This window comes from uncultured Lactobacillus sp. (assembly GCF_902491705.1).
Classification (GTDB): domain Bacteria; phylum Bacillota; class Bacilli; order Lactobacillales; family Lactobacillaceae; genus Lactobacillus.
In genome coordinates, this window is the sequence record NZ_CABUIW010000014.1 from 1 (window position 1) to 20,200 (window position 20,200).

A 20,200-nucleotide genomic window follows, 5' to 3' on the forward strand; every position below is an offset into this window, starting at 1 on the left:
ATACTAATTTGATTAATTATCACAATATGACTTATTTCGATTTATATAATACGAGAAAGGAATCCAATTGCGTAAATACCAAACATTACTGCAATGGCTGTTTCTAGTGGGCCATAATTTGGCACCTTTTCTTTAGTCAATGGGACAATGTAATCATTGATCAAACGCTCAATGAACAATGAACCGATAACGTTGCTGGCTGCTGCCAAAACAATCGTAATCATGGAAATAGTGAGCATCCATGGACTAGTACTTGCGATTAGCTTAAGCAGGCGTGACAAAGTCTTCATTCTGCTGCCTTTAGCTTGATTTTTGTTTTCTAAAGCTTTATCCAAATTGCTCACCTACTTTCCTTGTGCTTCTTGGAATTTAGCGATTGAACTGTAAAGTTCGTTAGACTTCATCAATTCTTCGTGTGTTCCAATATCTTCGATTCTGCCGCGATTCATAACGATGATTCGATCAGCATCTTTAATTGAAACAATTCTTTGTGAAATGATAATCTTGGTTGTATCTGGCATGTCTTTAGCAAGAGACGTTCTAATTTCACGCTCTGTGCTAGTATCAACAGCTGAAGTTGAATCATCCAAGATCAAAATCTTAGGATTCTTTAACAAAGCTCTCGCAATAGTGATTCTTTGCTTTTGTCCACCTGAAACGTTGTTACCACCTTGTTCAATCATGGTGTCATAACCATCTGGCATTTCACGAATAAATCCATCAGCATGCGCAATCTTAGCTGCCGCAACAACTTGCTCATCAGTGGCATTTTCGTTACCCCACTTCAAGTTGTCTTTAACAGTACCTGTGAACAAAACGTTGTTTTGAAGAACCATCGCAACGTTATCACGAAGCGTCTTTAAGTCGTATGACTTAACGTTATGCCCTGCAACGCGAACAGCACCAGAAGTTACATCGTAAAGACGCGGAATCATAGAAACCAAGGTTGATTTAGATGAACCAGTTTCACCGATAATCCCAATTGTTTCACCTGGGTGAATGCGCAAATTAATATCGTTAAGTGCATCAGTCTTATCAGCAGGTTCATACTTAAAGTTAACATGGTCAAAAATAATTTCACCGTTAGTTAAACGCTTAAGTGGCTTCTTAGGATTTTCAATAGTTGGTTCTTCAGTGATTACAGCAGCGATACGACGACCACTAGCACCTGAAATAACCAACTGGGTGGTAATCATAGCCAAAATGTTTAAACTGAACAAAACTGAGTTTGAGTATGTAAACATTGAAATAAGTTGACCAGTTTGTAAACTGCCGCCAACGATTTCTCTAGCACCAAACCAGCAGATAGCTAAAGTAGAAATGTTCAAAACTGCAGCAACTACTAAAGCGTTCAAAGACATAATCTTTTGTGCAGTTGCAAACAATTTATAAATAAAGCCTGATGACTTTTCGAATTCCTTGATTTGAGGTTTTTCTTGAACGTAAGTCTTAACTTCACGAATACCGCGAACGTTTTCACGAACCACTTGATTCATGCGGTCATATCCTCTAAAGATTTTAGGGAAATATGGATAAGCCGTTCTAATAATTAAGCCCAAAGCAAGTGCAAAAATTGGTCCTAATACTAAGAAAATAAGTGACAAGCGTGGACTGATAATCACAGACATGATAATTGAAACGATGAACATCATTGGCGCTCTAACCGCAATTCTGATCAACATTTGGTAAGCTAGTTGCACGTTGTTGACGTCAGTCGTCAAACGCGTAACCAAACTGGCACTTGAAAAGTGATCGATGTTTTCGAATGAATAATCTTGCATGTGATAGAACATGTCTTTACGCAAGTTAGCTGCAAAACCAGCAGCTGCATGTGCAGAAACATAACTGGCACTTGCACCTAATGCTAATGAAACGATTGTTAATACAAATAAAAGCAAGCCTAATTTACTAATATAGGCCATGTTGCCTTTCATAATTCCGTTATCGATCAAAATACCAACTAAATATGGAATCAGCATTTCGATGATAACTTCACCAATAACAAATACTGGTGAGAGCAAAGACAACTTTTTGTATTGTCTAATCGATTTGCTCAATGTTTTGACCATATAAAACCACCCTTCTATTTCTATGCATCCCGTAAACAAAAAGATAAATGGGCTATCCCATTTATCTTTTTTCTACTATCTAAAACTTAAGTATGTACTTCTTTTTTTAAAGAAGCAAGTTATTTGTGTTGTGGATTAGGTGCAAATGATGAACCCACAATGTGGTAATGCTTTCTGAATAAGTAGCGAGCACCGTATGCAATTGCAGCAATTACAATATCAACAGCACCTGGTAATACTGGGTTAATCACGCGAACTACTGGCAATGATAAAATCCAGATCCAGACGAATAATACTACGGCAATTCCTAAACCACTTAAAATCAATTTTGGTAAACCAACACGGTTGCCATTCTTTGGCATTACCCAGTCATTGTATTTAACCATGAAGACACCCATTAAGATACCAACACTGGCTAAAGTCAAAATACCCATCTGTGAATTTTGAGGCTGCTTTGTTTCAAACAAAGCAATTATTCCGAAGATACCAACGAAAATTGCTAAGTATAAAAGTGCGCCATCAACAGCACGTTGCCAAAATGGAGTTTCAACAGGCTTTTGTTCTGGATGAAGCATTTGTTCAGCCTTAATTTGTGGTGAAGCTAAGTAAAGACCATTAGCAGGTTGACCATGACGTTGAGCAATTACAATTTCGCTCAACAAGCCATCAGTCATTGCCATTGCTTCTTCACGTGAAAGTGAACCTTGACGTTGCAATTCCTTTTCCAAACGAAAAACGTAGTCTTGATTCTTGTTGCTTAACTTTTGACGTAAAACCTTAGGATCTTCATTCTTTAGTTCTTCGTCTTTAGCATCAACTTCAGATTGCTTCTTTAATTTTTCTTGTTTTTCAGTATCAATATTTGGATTATTTTTTTCTTGCTCTTTTTCAGCCATTCTTACTCCTAGACATTAAATCTGAATTCAATAATATCGCCGTCTTGAACCACGTAATCCTTACCTTCAAGACGCAATTTACCAGCTTCCTTAACCTTTTGCATTGTTTCAAGCTTATCTAAGTCATCAAATGAAACAACTTCGGCACGAATAAAGCCACGTTCAAAGTCTGAGTGAATAACACCGGCAACTTGAGGAGCCTTCATACCTTCGTGGAAAGTCCAAGCACGGGTTTCAGGACCACCAGCAGTGAAGAATGTTCTTAAGCCTAAAATATGGTAAGCGGCACGAATCAAACGGTCAAGGCCTGGTTCCTTAACGCCTTCCATTTCAAGCATTTCCTTCTTTTCATCGCCATCAAGACCAGCAATTTGTTCTTCAGCAGAAGCAGAAATACCCAAAGCTTCAGCATGTTCCTTTTCAGCATGCTTCTTAACGATTTGGAAGTACTTGTCGCTTTCTGGATCAGCCATTGAGCTTTCAGCAATGTTAGCTACGTAAATAACTGGCTTAGCAGTCAATAAGAACAAGCCCTTAACAATCTTTTGTTCATCCTTGTTAAAGTCGATTGAACGAACTGCATCCCCGTTTTCCAAAACTGGCTTAATCTTTTCAAGTACAGCCATCTCAGCCTTAGCTTCCTTATCGCCTTGTTGAGCAACCTTCTTTACCTTGCCGATACGACGGTTAACAGCGTCAAGGTCAGCAATGGCAAGTTCCAAGTTGATAGTGTTGATATCTTCTTCTGGATCAACTTTACCAGTAACTGAAGTAATGTTGTCATCGTCAAAGGCACGTACTACGTGAACGATCGCATCAGTTTGACGAATGTTTTCAAGGAACTTGTTACCAAGACCTTCACCCTTTGAAGCACCCTTAACAAGACCGGCAATATCAGTAAATTCGAAAGTAGTGTGCACGATCTTCTTAGCAGGAATCAATTCTTGAATTCTAGCTAAACGCTTATCAGGAACTTCAACCATTCCGACGTTTGGTTCAATGGTGGCAAATGGGTAGTTAGCCATTTCGGCACCAGCCTTAGTAATTGCGTTAAACAAAGTTGACTTACCAACGTTTGGCAAACCAACAATACCAGCAGTTAATGACATTTGTTGTCCTCTTTTTCTAAAAATCTATTATTTTATATTTTTCTTACTTGTCTATTTTATCTAAAATTTGGGCGAGCGATACGATCTTTTGGCACATATTGTTCTTTTTTTGCGTTAACCGGATCATTAGCCTTAGTTAAAACCTTTTTTAGTTTACGGTTAAACTCGCTGCGAGGCATCATGACCATGTGGCCACATCCCATGCATTTGAGCTTGATATCTGCACCCATACGTAATATTTCCCAGTCATTAATTTGACAAGCATGGGGCTTTTTCATCTGAACCGTATCTGCCAAATTATAAGAAACTTCTTTAGCCATCTAAATCAACACCTAACAAATCAAGAATTCTATTCAATTCATCAGCAGAAGCAAAGTCGATTGAAAGATGTCCTTTACCTTTTTTGGTCTCAGAAATATTAACACTTGAGCCAAACTTGTTTGAAAGTTGATTTTCACTTGCACGAATAAATGCGGATTTCTTAACGGCCTTCTTTTGTGGCTTCTTCGCATTCATCTTGCTTACTAAAGCTTCAACTTTACGAACAGGCATCCCTTCCTTAACTACGCGCTTAGCTAAGGCATCAATTTTATCCTTATCTTTTAAGCCTAAAAGAGTTCTAGCTTGGCCCATTGATAAATCGCCATGTTGGAGCAAACGCTTAGTTTTGCTTGGCAAAGTAAGCAAACGCAAGTAGTTGGCAATATATGGACGAGACTTGCCCATTCGCTTAGAAACTTCTTCTTGTGTTAGTCCCAAATTCTTTTGGAGCATCTCATAAGCTTGAGCTTCTTCAAGTGGAGTTAAATCTTCACGTTGCAAGTTTTCCAGCACTGCAACTTCCATCATTTGACTTTCATCAAACTTGCGTACAATTGCTGGAATTGTCTTCTTTTTAGCTAACTTTGAAGCACGGTAGCGACGTTCACCAGCAATAATTTCATAGCCGTTAACAGACTTTCTAACAATAATTGGTTGGAAAACGCCGTTTTCTTTAATTGAATCAGATAATTCTTTTAAGCTCTTATCATCAAATCTTTTTCTTGGTTGATATGGATTAGGACGAATATCATCTAAATCAAGTTCCTTAACTTCTTCAACCTCTTCGATTTGTGGTTCATCTTCAAAAAGGGCTTCAATACCACGACCTAAGCCGCCTTTTTTTCTTGGCTCTTTACTTCTTGAGTCTCTTGCCATGAGCTTTTAACACCTCTTTTGCTAAATCATCATAAACCTTCGCACCACGAGATTTTGGAGCATATTCCGTAATTGGTTGACCGTAACTTGGAGCTTCTGCCAATTTAGTAATTCTTGGGATAATTGTCTTATAAACTTTCTTGCTGAAGTACGATTGAACTTCCTTAACAACTTCAGCACCCAAGTTGGTTCTAGCGTCAAGCATTGTCAAAAGCACGCCTTCAACACCAAGATCTTTATTAAAGTGCTTTTGCACTAAGCGGATAGTGTTTAAGAGCTGGCTCAAACCTTCCATAGCGTAGTATTCACTTTGAACTGGAATCAAAATTGAATCTGATGCAGTAAAGGCATTAATTGAGAGCTGACCTAAAGATGGTGGACAGTCAATAAATACAAAATCGTATTGGTCGCTGACTGCATCAAGTGCAGATTTAAGGCGAGTTTCACGAGCCATCATACTGATCAATTCAGTTTCAGCACCAGACAAGTTAATCGTTGCTGGAACCATGTCCAACTTAGGAGTTGATGTATGATGAATTGTATCTTGGATAGGAACTTCATCAATCAAAACATTGTAAATGTCCTGGTCAATCTCTGATTTTTCAATTCCTAAACCAGAGGTAGCGTTACCTTGTGGGTCGATGTCCACGATTAATACGCGATAACCACGGTCGGCAATTGAGGCTGCTAAATTGATGGTAGTAGTAGTTTTACCTACGCCACCTTTTTGGTTAGCAACCGAAATTACATTTACCATATTTTCCATCCCTTCCCTACTTTCTCTTCAATTCAATAGTTATCTTGTAGTCATCAGGGTTATTGTCTTCTTTAACCTTTACTTTAATGCCTGAATCTTTAGCTAACTTAACGGCTTTTTTAATCGTATTGATTTGTACTTTTAGATCCTTAGGAATACGTTTTACAACACGCTTTGTTTCCTTAGGCTTAGGGTTAAAGTAAGCATCTACGTCTTTGGCAATTTCTTCAGTTTGCTTTACGTTTAAGCCCTTTTCTTCAATTTCCTTTAAAACACGCTTTTGATCGTCTTCACTCAAGTTAATTAAAGCACGACCATGACGAGCGGTAATCTTGCCGTCAACTAATGCTTGTTGCACATCATCGCAAAGCTTTAATAAACGCAACTTGTTAGCTACGTATGATTGGGACTTACCCATATCTTTAGCTAAAGCAGTTTGAGTCAAATCATTTAACTTCATCAAGTTAGTGTATGCCTTAGCTTCATCAATTGGGTTTAAGTCTTCACGTTGCAAATTTTCAATTAAAGCTAAAGATGCTGCTTGATCGTCATCCATGTTCTTGACAATTGCTGGAATAGTCTCCCAGCCCAAGCTCTTAGCTGCACGATAACGACGTTCACCAGCAATAATTTCGTATTGATCGCCATCTTCACGCACAACGATTGGTTGAAGCAAACCATCTTTATCAAGAGTTTCAGCTAATTCTTTAATTGAATCATCTGAGAATTCACGACGTGGTTGATAACGGTTAGGAACAATCTTATCTAATTCAAGATCTTGGATTTGTTTGTTTTTAGGAATTTCTTCATCATGACGCATAAAAGAAAATAATGACATTTGATATTTCCTCCTAAATTAATGTATTGGTTTGCACCGTGGTGTACCAGCTTGACGTGGATACTTTTTCGGCGTGGATTTAACTTTTTGAACTAAGACTAAAGTTCTCTCTTCTTCACTTTCTGGTAAAGTAAGTTCTTTATCTTCAATCAGCTTGCCACCTAAAACTTCAAGGGCTTTTTGACCATCGTCTAATTCATCCTCGGCTTTAGGACCCTTTAAGGCAACGAAGTAGCCGCCTTTTTTAACTAAAGGCAACGAAGTAGCCGCCTTTTTTAACTAAAGGCAAGCAATATTCGCTTAAAACTGACATTCTAGCTACAGCGCGAGCAGTTACGATATCGAATTTTTCACGATAAAGCTTATTTTGACCGACGTCTTCAGCACGACCATGAACTAGCTCTACGTCAGTTAAGTCCAATTTACTGATTAAATCTTTTAAGAAATTCAGTCTCTTTTGAAGAGAATCAACAATCGTTACTTTGATACTTGGTTTTAAAATCTTGATCGGAATCGAAGGAAAACCGGCACCGGCACCAACATCACACAGAGTTGCTCCGTCTTTAAAAATCTCGCCAAAAGTAAGAAGAGGCGTAATACTATCATAAAAGTGCTTAAGGTATACCTCGTCTTCTTCTGTGATTCTAGTCAAGTTAACGTGCTCATTGACTTCGATCAACATTTTAAAATAAAGTTTAAATTGCTGCTTTTGTTTATCAGTTAATTCAAAATTATGTTTTGATAGTTCTAAGAAAAATTTTTCAGGATTCATTATTTTTTCACCCGTGGAACCTTGTTTCACATTTTAAATTTAACGCCAAATGCGTTCATAAGTAAAGACAGATCGTCTTTTTAATTATGAAGTATTTTATTGCAATCGTCAAAGTTTTGCAGCCTGAAAAATAGAGTATAATGAGGCGCATGGAGAAGGAGAAAAATGGTTGTTACTTTAATAGTTTTAGCTTATTTAGCTTATAAAACTTATACAGGTTATAAAACTGGCTTTACGAGATACATTATTGGATTGATTTGTTCCGCAATTGTCTTCATGATAGCGATTTTTGCGCAAAACCCACTAGGTAATTGGCTTTACACACAATTTACCGGGGAAATGATCAGAAATAATGCCACAAACAATGTGGAATTAATGATCGCAAGATTTGCGGCTTTCTTCATTGTTTTCTTTGTTGGAAAAATGATCATGAAAATATTCAAAAACTGGATTCCAGCCAAGAATCCCCATGCTACAAACTTAGGTAGTATTTTGGACAATGTCTTAGGGGCTTTAGCTTCATTAATTGCCAGCTACTTTGTTGTTTACGTGGTTTTATCAATGTTCAATGCACTTCAAAACCCATGGTTCATGCAACAAACGATTGATTCATCATTTTTACGTTTTATTATTTACAGCACACCAGGTCTTTCTAACGGTGTCTTCAATAATATCTTTAATATTAGTAAAACGGTTGGATAACCAAAAAAGCTAAGCAATGCTTAGCTTTTTTCTATTGATTAAAATTGTCGTATTCAACGTGTTCGTCGTTATATACAAAGACTGCACCAATTCGGTCTGGATCATCATGCCAATTTTTCATTGGATAACCTGCGAAAAATAGCCGTTTACACTCAATTTCAGCTTCAACTGAAGTCTTAGTAAAGGTCGTTACACCGGCTAAATCCGTTTTAACAGGATAACCCGTTCTTGGATCGATCAAGTGATGGTACTTATGACCATCAACGACTAAATATCGCTCATACGTACCACTTGTAACGGCAGAACATTGTGGCACCATTACCGAGGTAATATTATCGCCTCGAGGTTCTATTGGGTCTTGAACACCAATCATCCATTGACCATTAACTCTTTTAGGAGAATCACCCACAAGTAAAATATTGCCGCCTAAATTGATGATCCCTGCTTCTACGCCATAAGCCAACCAGAGATCGCGAATTCTGTCAGCAATCCAACCTTTAGCAATCCCACCTAAATCAAGCTCCATTCCTTTCATCTTGAGAAAGACGCTTTGATCTTGATCATTCAAAACCACTTTAAATGGATGGGTTAAAAGCATGCGATCTTTAATTTCACTATCTTTTGGCACATGTGCTCCTTTAAAGCCGATATGCCACAATTTTACAACTGGGCCAATTAAAGCATTAAAACCAAAGTTCTCACGGCTTTTTTCAACTGCTAATTTAACCAAGCTATAAACTGGACTTGAAACTTGAACTGGATGATCACCAGATGCATGATTGATGTCCATTACTTCAGATTCATCCCTATTAACAGTTAATAAATCCTCATAATGATCAATCAAATCAAATGATTTTTGCAATAAGTCTCTTTTTTGCGTGCCAAAAATCTGCAACGTAATTGAGGTACCTAATGCATGATGATGTCCGACTACTTGTTCTAGTGCTAAATCTTTAATCATTTTTCTAGTCTTCCAAATATAATTCACGCAATCTATCGCGCAATTGTGGCGTTAAACCAATCTTTTCTTTTAGATAATTATCGATCCCGCCGAATTCTTTTTCAATTGCAATTAATGATGTATCCAAAAATGCGTCGCTAACTGAGCCTAAAATACGCATGTTGGCACGAAGACAAAGATTGCCGCCTTCTTTTTCTATAGCACGGTCACGTTTTGCACGATAATCGTTAAGCATGTAATTAGAATACAAGTAATCTTGGCGGATTGTTTCCATATCAACGCCTAAAATATACAAGATCATTACCGTTACAATGCCCGTTCTATCTTTTCCTTCAGAACAATGATATAAAATAGCGCCATCTTCAGTATTAGCAAGTACTTCAAGAATTTGGTGCAAACTGGTTTGAGCGTGCTCCTTTACAACGTGCGCACGATAGCGATCACACATCATCCTAAAGCCAGCATATTGGTCCTTGCGATAGGTTTCAAAAACCTTTGCTAAATCCTTTTTACCACCGTTTGTATTGTCATCTTTAGCAATTGAAATATCCAAATGTTCTACGCCAGGAAGTGTACTATCTGGCATTTTACGACATTCATGTGGTGAACGTAGATCAATGATTTTGGTTAAACCATAATCAAGCAAAAATTGTTCATCTTTTGCAGTGATATTGCTGATCTTACCTGATCTAATCAAGCGGTGCATTTTAACTTTGCGCCCTTGATAGCCAATGTAGCCACCTAGGTCTCGCGGATTGCGGACCTTTTCTAAGGGCAAAACAACAGGTTTTATCATTATTCTCACCTCTTCACAATTATTTTTTAGATTAAAAAACCGAATAGTATTCCTATTCGGTAATTTTACTATTGAGTTAGCAAACTGACAAAATTATTTGTTAGCTTGTGCAACAAAATTAACAAAGTTGTCCATCATTACATCTAATTGCTTGATAGAAGCTTCGTCAGTTAAGTCGCCGCTTTCTTTATCAAAGTTTCTAGCAGCGCCGCCAATTAAAATTTCATTACCTGGCAAAACATTTGCGCTCATATCTGGTGAAAGTAAAATTTCACGTGCATCTTCTTGAGCACGGCTTGAGCCTTGAATACCGTATGAAGTACCAACTACTGCAGCTGGCTTCATCTTCATTACGTTAGGACCAGCGTGTGAGCCTAACCATTCAAGCGCACTCTTAAGAGCTGCTGGAATAGAGTGATCATATTCTGGTGTGGTCAAGATAATGCCGTCAGCATTTTTGATATCTTCAATCCACTTCTTAGTAGCTTCATCTGGTTCTTCAGTTCTACAAAATGGCTTGATGTCATCAATTTCTCTTACTTCAATATCGGCTTTTTCAGCATAACGTTTAGCAATAAACTTTGCTAAAAAACGGTTATATGAAAATGGAGCATTTGTACCAACGATTGCTAATAATTTCATTTAATGAGCCCCCTACTTAGTAAGTTGTGCGTACCAATCATCAACTTCATCGAAGAAGTGATTCAAGAACTTAATTGTTCCTTCGTCTACTAAGTGACCTTCTTCGTCGAATTGCTTTGGTGCAAATCCCATCATAAATTCATCGCCATTAAATACATGTGCGCTGAAACCTGGAGCAGCCAAGATACTCTTTAAACGAGTTTGTGAACGAGAAGCACCTTGAGGCATTGGTGAGGTTGAAACAATTACTACTGGCTTATCGTGGAAGGGATGGACAGAACTTGAAAGCCATTCAAGAGCGCTCTTTAATGCGCTAGTTACTGAGTGTTGTTGTTCTGGGGAACCGATCAAAACCATATCTGCATCCTCAATTTTCTTGCCTAAATCAAGCACGTTTTGAGGTGCATCAACGCCTTCTTTAAACATTGGTAAGCCCTTAACTGTTGCAAATTCAAAGTCATATTTATAATCTAAATTATTCATAATAACTCTAAGCAACTTTTCGTTAAATGAGTTATCGGCATTAGAGCCAGATAAAGCTAGTACCTTCATAAAAACCACCTTTCGAAATCATCTTTATCATAATTATAACTTAATGATTAATAAATATTACGAAAATCGATTTTAATAACGCAAGAAAAAAGGCATTTTCAATATTGAAAATGTCTTTTTCCGAGGGTGAAAAGCGCAAATGATTGACGAATTCCTATGCTAAGTTATCCTTAAGAGAAGCTTCGTCGTCTGCAGCAAACATTGGACTTTCTTGAGTTTCGCTAAGACGATCGTTAAGCATAGCATCGTGAATCTGTGCGTTTAACACATTGATAATTTGGTTTTGGTTGAAACTTGCAATTTCGTTAACTACAAGTGCAGCCATACCAGTAGTTGAAATCCAGTTAGCAATTACAATATCACGGATCTTGTCTTGATCATAATCGGTATCAGGATATTGTTCATTGAACTTTTCAACACCTAAGTCCATTAAAGTGTCAGCAATGATCTTGCTACCAAATTTACCGTCAACAAACATTGCGCGGAATAAGTTAACATGCTTTTGTGCAAAATCAATATATGACAAATCAAGGTCGATTAAAGGCTCACCAGTATACTTTTGTTGTAAAATATGAGCTCTTAAATCGTCAGAAATTCTCTTCAATACTTGAGAGCGAAGATCTTCCATATTGTCAAATTCAAGATACAAAGGTTGTGTTGAGAAGTGTCCTGCCTTAGCAATGCTACGAGCAGTTAAGCCTTCAATACCGTCCTTAATTGCCATCTTATAAGCTGTATCTAAAATTTTGTCTTTACTGATTTCTTTCTTTCTTGCCATTTTTAATGCACCTCAATCATTTTCCCCAAACGCACTTTTCAATACGCCTGTTATTTTTATTTTCATGAACATCATATATCCAAAAAATAACAAATGCAAGTCTTAATTGTTACTTTTTTATAGTCGCTTGAATAACGATAAATCATTGTCTCCGGTAAACTGATCATAATGTGAAGATACCATTTCAATAACCGCTTGCTTATCCAAGCCTTGTGAAGCACAAAAAGCAAAGAAAGCAGCGGATAAAATATAGCCTCGTTCACGATCGTCTTTTAGATTATCTGAGAATTTCATATTAATAGTATGAGCATCATAATCTGTGGTTAATTCGATCGATTTGTTCTCTGGCTTATCGTTCATATTAAAACCTCAATTTCCCCAAAAATAATATAATATAAAATCTAGTGTTTTACATTATAATTATATTACAAATTAATTTAGAAAGAGTGTAAAAATTGAATACTACTATTGGACGTTCATCTTGTACATCAATTTTAATTGGCAAAAAAGCCTCTTTAACTGGCAGCGTAATTATTGGCCGTAATGAAGATGCCAAAACTGCTTGGCCTAAACATTTAGCTTTTAATGTACATAAAGTAATAAAAAATAATCACTTCAAATCTAAGGATAACAAATTCGAAATAGATTTGCCTGAAGAAAGGCTTTCATATTCTTCAACACCAGAATGGACTGACAAGTATGGCGTTTTTGAAGAAGACGGAATTAATGAACACCACGTTGCAATGAGTGCTACTGAGAGTGCATATGCAAATGATCGAGTAATGGCTGTTGATCCATTTGATACTGAAAAAGGCATCTTAGAAGAAGCCATGGTTACTGTGGTATTGCCATATGTTAAGACTGCTAAAGAAGGTGTAAAGCGTCTTGGTGAAATTGTAGAAAAACATGGTGCAGCCGAAGCAGACGGCATTTTATTTGCTGATCGCGATGAAGCCTGGTATATGGAAATTGGTTCTGGTCACCACTGGGTAGCTCAACGCATCCCTGACGACTCATACGCTGTTGTCGCAAACCAATTAGCTATTCAAGAAATTGATTTTAATAATAACAATTTCTTATATTCAGATCATTTACAAGAATTTGTTTACGATAACAAATTATGGCCAAAAGACAAACCATTTATTTGGCGTGATATTTTTGGCACACATGATGATAGCGACTTACACTACAACACTCCTCGTGTTTGGAGCGGCCAACGTCTTCTTACGCCATCTGTTGAGCAAAAGCCACAAGACTTCAATTTACCATTTACTAGAAAGCCTGATGCTCCAATTTCAGCTCAAGATGCACAACGTGTATTAAGCGATCACTTCAACAATACAGTTTATGATTTAACAAATAAGAAAAACAAAAATCAACCAACATTCCGTCCAATCTCTGTAGCAACCACCCAAGAATCTCACCTACTTGAATTAAATGGTGAAGATATGATTCACTGGCTTGCAATGGGCGTTGCCGCACAAAGCGTTTATGTACCATTCTACCCACAAGGAACTAAGGTGCCTAATACTTGGAAGAACGGTAAGGAAACTTACTCTCCAAACTCTGCATACTGGGTATTTAAATTAGCCGGTGTATTGGTTGACCGCGATTGGGGCAAGTACGGTACTGCATTAAGCAATACGCAAAGTGCTACAAACGAAAAATTACTGCAAATTAGACACCAATATGATAAAAAATTAGCTAAGGAAAATGATCCAGCTAAGCAAACTGAATTAGTTAACGAAGCAAATGCTAAGTTAGCTAAAACTGCAACAGATGCTTATAAGGAATTAACTGCAAAATTGATTACGGAACAAACTGGTGACTCACCACTTAGATTCCAAATGGATCCTAATTTATAGAAAAAGAGCTCTGCTGTAAAGCAGAGCCCTTTTCATTTAAAAGCAGCTGGCTAGCTTTACCCCCCCATTTTGCTATAATTAACCGTATGAAAGCGGATTTTTATATTTATAAGTAAGAAGGTAATTTCATGAAAAAGAATAAATTTATTGGTATTACAGCAGCTGCTTTGCTGGCTGTAGCACCAGTTGCAGCTATTGCTGAGAATGTAAATGCGGCAACTACTCAAAGTGTATGGACTAGCTCTTATGCACCAGTTTTTGAAGTGAATGGTCAAAAAGTAGGTAATACCGAAATTGCACCACTTGGCAATGGTTTGTCAATTAAAAATGGTGAAACAATCGATCAAGTACTTGGTGCCATAAAAAAGGCAGTAACTATTAAGTTGCCTGACGGGATGAAAGGTCAAACAAATATCTTAACAACTGCACAATTCATTGCTTTGCAACTTAGAAACCAAGGGGTTAAAGTTAGCGGCTACACTGGCAGCAGTACAATTACTGATGTTGGCAAACGCGGCATTATTATCAACTTAGAAGTTCAAAGTAACGTTACGCAAGCAGACGGTAAAGTTCAAACTGCTACATCATCTGTTAAGGTTCCATTTAACCCTAGTGCTACTGATGAAAAAGATGCACCAGTCATCAACGTTTCATACACTCAAGGCAATAAGTCTGTAACTACTCCAGTTTACGGTCAAATTTTCCAAGTTAAAGCTAACAGTAAATTTAACCCAACTGACTTTGTTGGAACAAACGGCAGTAACTTCAAGTTCTCTGCAGGAAATGCTAAATTAACTGTTGTTTCAAACACTGTTGATACAAGCAAAGCAGGTTCAACTGGTGAAGTAACCTTAAAGGCTACTAACGGTAATAAATCTACTGAAATCTCATACACCGTTTTGGTAAAACCTGAAGGTGCCCGCACATTAGACCTAAGCTGGCAATCAACTAATTGGACCTACATCTATGGTGTTTCTTCTCAAAACAGTAGTGAAATTAATCCAGTCGTATTAGATACTCCAGATAGAATTAATGAAAAAGACACTATTTTTGTGGGGAATGACACGACCATAATTGACGGTGTTTCTTACAGCAGAATCTCACAAGAATCACAGGCTCAAGCTGACGAAGGAAGCTATCAACATACTGCCTGGATTAAGACTTACGACTTACTCCAAACTAACGGCACTAATTCTTCTAATACCAGAACATTGATGCACGCCGCTAGAGCTTATGACAGTAAAGGTCGTGCTACTAAGGTAACTTATTCAACATTCAAACAATTAGATCTTTCATCAACTGTTACCATCATTGGCAAAGCAAGATACTATCAAGTAAATGGCACAGATCAATTCATCAAGGCAGCTAATGTCGATGGTACTAAGCGTATGCTTAAGCATAACGCATATGTCTACGCAACCAGCACCAGAAGAGCTGACTACACATTGCTTAAGAAAGGAACATCGATTACAACTTATGGTGGTTCTTACAAATTTAAGAATGGTAAACGTTACTACAGAGTTGAAGGCGCAACTGCTACTAACAAGCGTTACGTTAAGGTAAGTAACTTTAACTAAAATATATTTTTAACCAAAAAAGGATGAGCATTTTGCTCATCCTTTTTTCATTATTTCTTTTGGCTCATTTGCCCATCCATCATTTCATAAATGTGATCGGCATACTTCTCAAGACGAGGATCGTGTGTAACGAGCATAACGGCCTTGTCACGCTTCTTAGCTAGATCCTTGAACAATTGCCCTACTTCTTCTACATTCTTCGTATCAAGCGAAGCAGTAGGCTCATCAGCAAGCAATATTTCAGGATTTGCATAAAACGCACGTGCAATTGCTGCTCTTTGCTGCTGACCACCTGACAATTGGTTTGGATACTTATTAACTAAATTCGTAATCCCCAATTGTTTAAGCAAATCTTGCAAATCATCTCGTGACAAATTATTTTGCTTTTTTACCTTATCAACCAAGGTGAATTGCTCATCTACTGTTAAAAATGGTACCAAGTTGTAAGCTTGCAAAACAAAGCCAATCTTGTTTAAACGTAATTCATTGCGCTTTTTAGCAGAGAAATTACTGATATCCTCGTCATTAATCAAAACTTCGCCTGAAGTTGGCTTTTGAAGAGACCCTGCAATAGTTAAAAATGTACTTTTACCAGCACCAGAAGGTCCCATAATTAAAACAACTTCGCCTTTATTTGCCTTAAAGTTGATATCCTTTAAAGCTTCAACTTGTGCGTCGCCTTTACCATAAACTTTCTTTACATTCTTTAATTCAATTACTGCCATTTTATTCACCAATCGCCTTTGCTGGATCAACTTTCAAAATAGATCTGATTGGGATCAAACTACCAATAACGCCCATTACAAGCATGCCGACTGTTCCGCTAACCATAATGGCTGGAGTAAAGCTCATTGGAACTGCTGCAGGTAATGCTACACTAGTAATCCACATTAAAATCAAACCGATAATGACGCCGACAGCTACCAAAATAATTGATTGACTAATAGTTGCACCAACTAGTGTCTTGCTTGGGATACCTTGTGCACGCATAACAGCAAAGTTGTGCATCTTTTGCATTGTTAAGATGTATAAGAAGACTGCAATGACGATGAGTGAAATGACAAACAAGAAGCCAATCATTAATTCAAAGGTCATATTTTGAGCAGTGTAACCAGGCAACTTATCGATGAACTTGTTAATTGGATAAGTTTTGGCATCTTTATGATTAAACTTGTAATTAGCTTTTTTAGACATAATGGCAGAAGCTACAACGTTAGGTGCTACCATACGTAATTTCTTCCAAGTTGCGAAATTACCGTAAACAATTGGTGCAATGTTGATCTTGGCATTATTAACAAAGCCGACAATCTTATATTTTTTCTTTGAGCCGTTTAAGCTAATCTTGTCGCCTAATTTATATCCTTTGTCTTTAAAGCTTGAATCAACAGTTACTTCGTTACTCTTTTTAGCTTTTTTACCTGAGACAAGGTTTTGATCTTTATAAATAAATTGGTCTTTCTTAATTCCTAAAAATTGTGCTGAAACAGAATCGTGGTCCTTAGCTTTAACCACAACGCCCAATTGACCAACATAAGCTTCATTCTTACCTAATTTGGCATTTTTCAAATCTTTTTTAGTCAAAATTGATTGACTCATGCTGATATTTGAATTCTTATTCAATACAACTTGCTTAGCACCCCAGCTGTTAATTGCTTGCGTGTTTTCACTAGCTAATCCCACAGCCAAAGATGACAACATAAAAATCAAATAACTAATTAAAAAGATCATCAAAATAATCAAGCCATAACGCAGCTTGTCATGCTTGATTTCCTTAGTTGCTAAAAACACTTAGTCCATCCCCTTCGCAATGATATCTAAGCTCTTTTTATAGCGGGCAAAATTCTTTTCTTTATTTTCTGGATCAGATAAACAAAGGTTGATTACCTCGTGACTCAAAACCATCGCACTCCAGATAACTGGGTTTAAATTGATTAATTGTTTAGAGTAAATCTTGAAGTTATCTGGAATTAAGTACTCATTTTGTGCCATATGAAGTTTCATCATTGGCTCAAACTTGCTGTATTGAGTCTTATCAATAAATTTCACTATTCGATCATAAAAAAGATCTGGATCGAATTTTTCATCAGGCGTCATGTTCATATGAATCGTATCGATCGCAATATGATACATGTAAAGATAGGCATCAGTTAGATCATCAAAATACTTGTAAAAAGCACCTCGAGCAATGCCTGCCTTTTTAACAATATGTGAAACTTTAGCTTCCGCTAAAGGGTAAGTACTGAATTCTTCCAGTAATACTGCCTCAATTTTTTGTTTTTTAGCAGTCGGTAAATTTATGAATGTAGATTTAACCATCGTTATCCCTCTTTCCCCTATGAGTAGCGACAATTCGTCACTTCCGGTTTAATATCATAGCGCATTGTGACGAGTTGTCAATACATGCACATAAAAAAAGAGGAATTTTTTCATTCCTCTTAAGCAAGTACGCGGTTGTAATATACTAAACGCGCTTGACCATCTTTTACACTAAACTTAGTTAATGCGCTGTTAGCCATTGTATCGATCTTATCCATGTCGCCATTAGTTAAGTAGTGGGCAGCCATCATACGAATTAAACGACCATGAGCTACAACTAAAACTTTTTTATCAGGATATTTACGGTACATTTCATCTAAGAATTCACCGCAGCGTTTGTCAAAGTCTTCATAAGTTTCGCCATTCTTAGCATATTTAACGTAATGACGATTTACTTTACCCCAAGGATCTACGACATCTGGATATTTTTCGCCAATTTCTTCCATCTTCATGCCATCCCAGTCGCCGAAGTCGAATTCAAGCAAGCGATCATCCAAGTTAATCTTTTTCTTACCCTTGGTAAAAATCTTAGCTGTCTCTACTGCTCTTTTCATTGGACTTGAGTAAACAACATCAAATTCACTTTCATCAAAATTTTTAGCAGCTTTTTTAGCATATTCACGACCGTAATCGTTTAATTCTGCATCAACCTTTGCACCTTGAAGTCGGTTATCTTTATTTACGTCTGTTTGACCATGACGAATAAATACAATTTCCATTGCGTTTCCTCCCAATATTCAATAGCTAAATATTACGCTCATTGCGCTAATCTTTCCAATTTCTTAACCTCTTTTTTAGCGTTTTTAACCTTAAAAAGCTTACAATAATTGTAGATACAAACAGAAAGGGGAAAACTTATGTCCCGTATTACAATTGAAAGAGACGGTCTCACTTTAGTAGGAGATCGTGAAGAGCCCTTTGGCGAAATTTATGACATGGCCATCTTGATGCATGGCTTTACTTCAAATAGAAATACCGATTTATTGCGACAAATTGCCGATGACTTGCGTGATGAAAACGTAGCTAGTGTCCGCTTTGACTTCAACGGTCATGGCGAAAGTGACGGCAAATTTGAAGACATGACAGTGTGCAACGAAATTGCTGACGGACAAGCAATTTTAGAGTATGTACGCACTGATCCACATGTACGTAACATCTTTTTAGTAGGTCATTCACAAGGTGGCGTCGTTGCATCAATGCTTGCTGGACTTTATCCTGACATTATCAAAAAGGTTGTTCTTTTGGCTCCTGCAGCTCAACTTAAAGACGATGCATTAAAGGGCAGTACACGAGGCGTAACTTATAACCCTGATCATATTCCTGCTACTATTCCTTTTGGAGATAAAAAATTAGGTGGGTTTTACTTGAGAACCGCACAAGTTTTGCCAATTTATGAAGTAGCAAGCCACTTTACTGGTCCTGCATCAGTTATTGCTGGTACTAATGACCAAGTCGTTGATCCAAAATACGCTAAAAAATATGATGACACTTATGAAAACAGTGAATTACATATGATTGAAAATGCAGATCATAGCTTTACTGGTCAATATAAAGATATGGCAGCCGACTTAACTGCACAATTTTTAAAGCCTTTATTCTAACGACGTTTAAAATCAAAGTTGGTTCTAAAAATATAATGGTCATCTGAGCTAACTTCAGGTACAAATTGAAAATCAAAATCATGAAAATCTCGCAAATCTGCGGGATTTTTTATTTGATTTTCTGCAATAAAACGCACCATTTCACCGCGCGCCATCTTAGCATGAACGCCGACAGTCTTCCATTTATCGTTTTTCTGCTCTTGAAAATCGATTGTAATCATTTGCCGGTCTTTATTTAAATACGGCTTAATTAAACGCGCATATTGCTTAGAAGCTAGGTTAATTACTACTTTATCTTCTTTAAACAAACTATTTGCTATTTCGTCTCCCCAAAAGTGATAAAGACTGTAGTCGCGAAAGCCGATCATTTTTGTGTTTAATTCCAAACGATATGGGCAAACGCCATCAAAAGGTTTGAGCATCCCGTAAAAACCAGAAAGAATCCGCAAGTTCTCTTGAATGTAATCTAAGGCTTCCTGAGTGAAAATATCTGGAGCAATATATTGATACTGAATACCAGAAAACGCCATGATAGCCGGTGTTAAATGCTCATCTAAGTTCATATTTTTCAGCTGTTGAATACTTTGTTCAGTTATTTTTGGACTAGCATGCCACAACGCTTCTAATTGTTCTTTAGTGCGTGATTTCAAAAAATGCTCGAGTATTCTAGTTTTATCCAAAAATTTCGGCTTTGATTGTACGGGAAATGAATCTCGATCAATTTTCATAATTTTTGCTGGAGCGATAATAATTTTCATTTTTGAATTTGACT

The 20,200-nt window shown here is 37.2% G+C and carries 22 protein-coding genes and 2 pseudogenes; 4 read left to right on the forward strand and 20 right to left on the reverse strand.

Annotated features, from left to right (window positions below; all coding sequences use genetic code 11):
• Positions 1-44: 44 nt before the first annotated feature.
• The 9 genes and pseudogenes from RDN22_RS04135 to rsmG form a co-directional block, all read right to left on the reverse strand.
• Positions 45-335 (reverse strand): annotated as a pseudogene (locus RDN22_RS04135) (ABC transporter ATP-binding protein); the annotation flags it as partial.
• A gap of 9 nt (positions 336-344) precedes the next feature.
• Positions 345-2,069, reverse strand: coding sequence for an ABC transporter ATP-binding protein (locus tag RDN22_RS04140; protein ID WP_308556196.1), 1,725 nt, complete (start codon positions 2,067-2,069; stop codon positions 345-347).
• A gap of 119 nt (positions 2,070-2,188) precedes the next feature.
• Positions 2,189-2,965, reverse strand: coding sequence for a DUF1129 domain-containing protein (locus tag RDN22_RS04145; RefSeq protein ID WP_308556198.1), 777 nt, complete (start codon positions 2,963-2,965; stop codon positions 2,189-2,191).
• An 8-nt stretch (positions 2,966-2,973) separates the two neighbouring features.
• A complete protein-coding gene (gene ychF, locus RDN22_RS04150; protein WP_308556200.1) occupies positions 2,974-4,074 on the reverse strand; it encodes a redox-regulated ATPase YchF in 1,101 nt (366 codons plus the stop codon).
• A gap of 56 nt (positions 4,075-4,130) precedes the next feature.
• Positions 4,131-4,394 carry a DUF951 domain-containing protein gene (locus RDN22_RS04155; protein ID WP_308556202.1) on the reverse strand — a complete coding sequence of 88 codons (264 nt, stop codon included), beginning with the start codon at positions 4,392-4,394 and terminating at the stop codon, positions 4,131-4,133.
• Positions 4,387-5,271, reverse strand: coding sequence for a ParB/RepB/Spo0J family partition protein (locus tag RDN22_RS04160; protein ID WP_308556204.1), 885 nt, complete (start codon positions 5,269-5,271; stop codon positions 4,387-4,389). Before RDN22_RS04160 ends, RDN22_RS04155 begins: the two co-directional genes overlap by 8 nt.
• On the reverse strand, positions 5,249-6,028 hold the full coding sequence (locus RDN22_RS04165; RefSeq protein ID WP_308556206.1) for an AAA family ATPase: 780 nt from the start codon (positions 6,026-6,028) through the stop codon (positions 5,249-5,251). Before RDN22_RS04165 ends, RDN22_RS04160 begins: the two co-directional genes overlap by 23 nt.
• A 16-nt stretch (positions 6,029-6,044) precedes the next feature.
• A complete protein-coding gene (noc, locus tag RDN22_RS04170) occupies positions 6,045-6,866 on the reverse strand; it encodes a nucleoid occlusion protein (protein WP_308556208.1) in 822 nt (273 codons plus the stop codon).
• Between the two features lie 18 nt (positions 6,867-6,884).
• Positions 6,885-7,638, reverse strand: a pseudogene (rsmG, locus tag RDN22_RS04175) (16S rRNA (guanine(527)-N(7))-methyltransferase RsmG).
• A gap of 165 nt (positions 7,639-7,803) precedes the next feature.
• Here rsmG and RDN22_RS04180 point away from each other — a divergent pair.
• Entirely contained in the window at positions 7,804-8,340 is a 537-nt protein-coding gene (locus tag RDN22_RS04180; protein WP_308556210.1) for a CvpA family protein, read from the forward strand.
• Positions 8,341-8,371: 31 nt separating this feature from the next.
• Here the strand turns inward: RDN22_RS04180 and RDN22_RS04185 are convergent, their stop codons facing one another.
• The 6 genes from RDN22_RS04185 to RDN22_RS04210 form a co-directional block, all read right to left on the reverse strand.
• Positions 8,372-9,301, reverse strand: a complete 930-nt coding sequence (locus RDN22_RS04185; protein ID WP_308556212.1) for an FAD:protein FMN transferase — start codon at positions 9,299-9,301, stop codon at positions 8,372-8,374.
• A gap of 4 nt (positions 9,302-9,305) precedes the next feature.
• Positions 9,306-10,097, reverse strand: a complete 792-nt coding sequence (locus RDN22_RS04190) for a tyrosine-protein phosphatase (protein WP_308556214.1) — start codon at positions 10,095-10,097, stop codon at positions 9,306-9,308.
• Between the two features lie 93 nt (positions 10,098-10,190).
• The gene (locus RDN22_RS04195) at positions 10,191-10,739 is read right to left on the reverse strand and encodes an NAD(P)H-dependent oxidoreductase (protein WP_308556215.1); all 549 of its coding nucleotides are present in this window, start codon (positions 10,737-10,739) and stop codon (positions 10,191-10,193) included.
• Between the two features lie 12 nt (positions 10,740-10,751).
• Entirely contained in the window at positions 10,752-11,291 is a 540-nt protein-coding gene (locus RDN22_RS04200) for an NAD(P)H-dependent oxidoreductase (RefSeq protein WP_308556217.1), read from the reverse strand.
• Between the two features lie 154 nt (positions 11,292-11,445).
• Positions 11,446-12,069, reverse strand: a complete 624-nt coding sequence (locus RDN22_RS04205; protein ID WP_308556219.1) for a TetR/AcrR family transcriptional regulator — start codon at positions 12,067-12,069, stop codon at positions 11,446-11,448.
• A 117-nt stretch (positions 12,070-12,186) separates the two neighbouring features.
• Entirely contained in the window at positions 12,187-12,429 is a 243-nt protein-coding gene (locus tag RDN22_RS04210; protein ID WP_308556221.1) for a hypothetical protein, read from the reverse strand.
• Positions 12,430-12,524: 95 nt separating this feature from the next.
• Here RDN22_RS04210 and RDN22_RS04215 point away from each other — a divergent pair, with 95 nt between their 5' ends.
• Both RDN22_RS04215 and RDN22_RS04220 read left to right on the forward strand, forming a co-directional pair.
• Positions 12,525-13,934, forward strand: a complete 1,410-nt coding sequence (locus tag RDN22_RS04215) for a C69 family dipeptidase (protein ID WP_308556223.1) — start codon at positions 12,525-12,527, stop codon at positions 13,932-13,934.
• A 128-nt stretch (positions 13,935-14,062) separates the two neighbouring features.
• On the forward strand, positions 14,063-15,511 hold the full coding sequence (locus tag RDN22_RS04220) for an SLAP domain-containing protein (RefSeq protein ID WP_308556225.1): 1,449 nt from the start codon (positions 14,063-14,065) through the stop codon (positions 15,509-15,511).
• Positions 15,512-15,561: 50 nt separating this feature from the next.
• Here RDN22_RS04220 and RDN22_RS04225 read toward each other — a convergent pair whose 3' ends face one another.
• The 4 genes from RDN22_RS04225 to RDN22_RS04240 form a co-directional block, all read right to left on the reverse strand.
• Positions 15,562-16,236, reverse strand: coding sequence for an ABC transporter ATP-binding protein (locus RDN22_RS04225; protein WP_308556227.1), 675 nt, complete (start codon positions 16,234-16,236; stop codon positions 15,562-15,564).
• A gap of 1 nt (position 16,237) precedes the next feature.
• Entirely contained in the window at positions 16,238-17,299 is a 1,062-nt protein-coding gene (locus tag RDN22_RS04230; protein ID WP_308556229.1) for an ABC transporter permease, read from the reverse strand.
• Positions 17,300-17,827 (reverse strand): TetR/AcrR family transcriptional regulator, encoded by a 528-nt coding sequence (locus RDN22_RS04235; protein ID WP_308556231.1) that lies wholly within the window; start codon positions 17,825-17,827, stop codon positions 17,300-17,302.
• 119 nt (positions 17,828-17,946) lie between these two features.
• On the reverse strand, positions 17,947-18,546 hold the full coding sequence (locus tag RDN22_RS04240; RefSeq protein ID WP_308556233.1) for a histidine phosphatase family protein: 600 nt from the start codon (positions 18,544-18,546) through the stop codon (positions 17,947-17,949).
• 138 nt (positions 18,547-18,684) lie between these two features.
• On the opposite strand from RDN22_RS04240, the gene RDN22_RS04245 reads away from it, so the two are divergent.
• Complete coding sequence (locus tag RDN22_RS04245; RefSeq protein WP_308556235.1) at positions 18,685-19,428, forward strand: alpha/beta fold hydrolase; 744 nt, start codon at positions 18,685-18,687, stop codon at positions 19,426-19,428.
• On the opposite strand, the gene yaaA is transcribed toward RDN22_RS04245, so the two are convergent.
• Positions 19,425-20,186 carry a peroxide stress protein YaaA gene (yaaA, locus tag RDN22_RS04250; RefSeq protein WP_308556237.1) on the reverse strand — a complete coding sequence of 254 codons (762 nt, stop codon included), beginning with the start codon at positions 20,184-20,186 and terminating at the stop codon, positions 19,425-19,427. The genes RDN22_RS04245 and yaaA overlap by 4 nt on opposite strands.
• Between the last annotated feature and the right edge of the window lie 14 nt (positions 20,187-20,200).

Excerpts from the sequence above, each read along its gene's own strand:
- RDN22_RS04140 (WP_308556196.1), bottom strand. The coding sequence starts at position 2,069 with ATGGTCAAAACATTGAGCAAATCGATTAGACAATACAAAAAGTTGTCT.
- RDN22_RS04145 (WP_308556198.1), bottom strand. The coding sequence starts at position 2,965 with ATGGCTGAAAAAGAGCAAGAAAAAAATAATCCAAATATTGATACTGAA.
- ychF (WP_308556200.1), bottom strand. The coding sequence starts at position 4,074 with ATGTCATTAACTGCTGGTATTGTTGGTTTGCCAAACGTTGGTAAGTCA.
- RDN22_RS04155 (WP_308556202.1), bottom strand. The coding sequence starts at position 4,394 with ATGGCTAAAGAAGTTTCTTATAATTTGGCAGATACGGTTCAGATGAAA.
- RDN22_RS04160 (WP_308556204.1), bottom strand. The coding sequence starts at position 5,271 with ATGGCAAGAGACTCAAGAAGTAAAGAGCCAAGAAAAAAAGGCGGCTTA.
- RDN22_RS04165 (WP_308556206.1), bottom strand. The coding sequence starts at position 6,028 with ATGGTAAATGTAATTTCGGTTGCTAACCAAAAAGGTGGCGTAGGTAAA.
- noc (WP_308556208.1), bottom strand. The coding sequence starts at position 6,866 with ATGTCATTATTTTCTTTTATGCGTCATGATGAAGAAATTCCTAAAAAC.
- RDN22_RS04180 (WP_308556210.1), top strand. The coding sequence starts at position 7,804 with ATGGTTGTTACTTTAATAGTTTTAGCTTATTTAGCTTATAAAACTTAT.
- RDN22_RS04185 (WP_308556212.1), bottom strand. The coding sequence starts at position 9,301 with ATGATTAAAGATTTAGCACTAGAACAAGTAGTCGGACATCATCATGCA.
- RDN22_RS04190 (WP_308556214.1), bottom strand. The coding sequence starts at position 10,097 with ATGATAAAACCTGTTGTTTTGCCCTTAGAAAAGGTCCGCAATCCGCGA.
- RDN22_RS04195 (WP_308556215.1), bottom strand. The coding sequence starts at position 10,739 with ATGAAATTATTAGCAATCGTTGGTACAAATGCTCCATTTTCATATAAC.
- RDN22_RS04200 (WP_308556217.1), bottom strand. The coding sequence starts at position 11,291 with ATGAAGGTACTAGCTTTATCTGGCTCTAATGCCGATAACTCATTTAAC.
- RDN22_RS04205 (WP_308556219.1), bottom strand. The coding sequence starts at position 12,069 with ATGGCAAGAAAGAAAGAAATCAGTAAAGACAAAATTTTAGATACAGCT.
- RDN22_RS04210 (WP_308556221.1), bottom strand. The coding sequence starts at position 12,429 with ATGAACGATAAGCCAGAGAACAAATCGATCGAATTAACCACAGATTAT.
- RDN22_RS04220 (WP_308556225.1), top strand. The coding sequence starts at position 14,063 with ATGAAAAAGAATAAATTTATTGGTATTACAGCAGCTGCTTTGCTGGCT.
- RDN22_RS04225 (WP_308556227.1), bottom strand. The coding sequence starts at position 16,236 with ATGGCAGTAATTGAATTAAAGAATGTAAAGAAAGTTTATGGTAAAGGC.
- RDN22_RS04235 (WP_308556231.1), bottom strand. The coding sequence starts at position 17,827 with ATGGTTAAATCTACATTCATAAATTTACCGACTGCTAAAAAACAAAAA.
- RDN22_RS04240 (WP_308556233.1), bottom strand. The coding sequence starts at position 18,546 with ATGGAAATTGTATTTATTCGTCATGGTCAAACAGACGTAAATAAAGAT.
- RDN22_RS04245 (WP_308556235.1), top strand. The coding sequence starts at position 18,685 with ATGTCCCGTATTACAATTGAAAGAGACGGTCTCACTTTAGTAGGAGAT.
- yaaA (WP_308556237.1), bottom strand. The coding sequence starts at position 20,186 with ATGAAAATTATTATCGCTCCAGCAAAAATTATGAAAATTGATCGAGAT.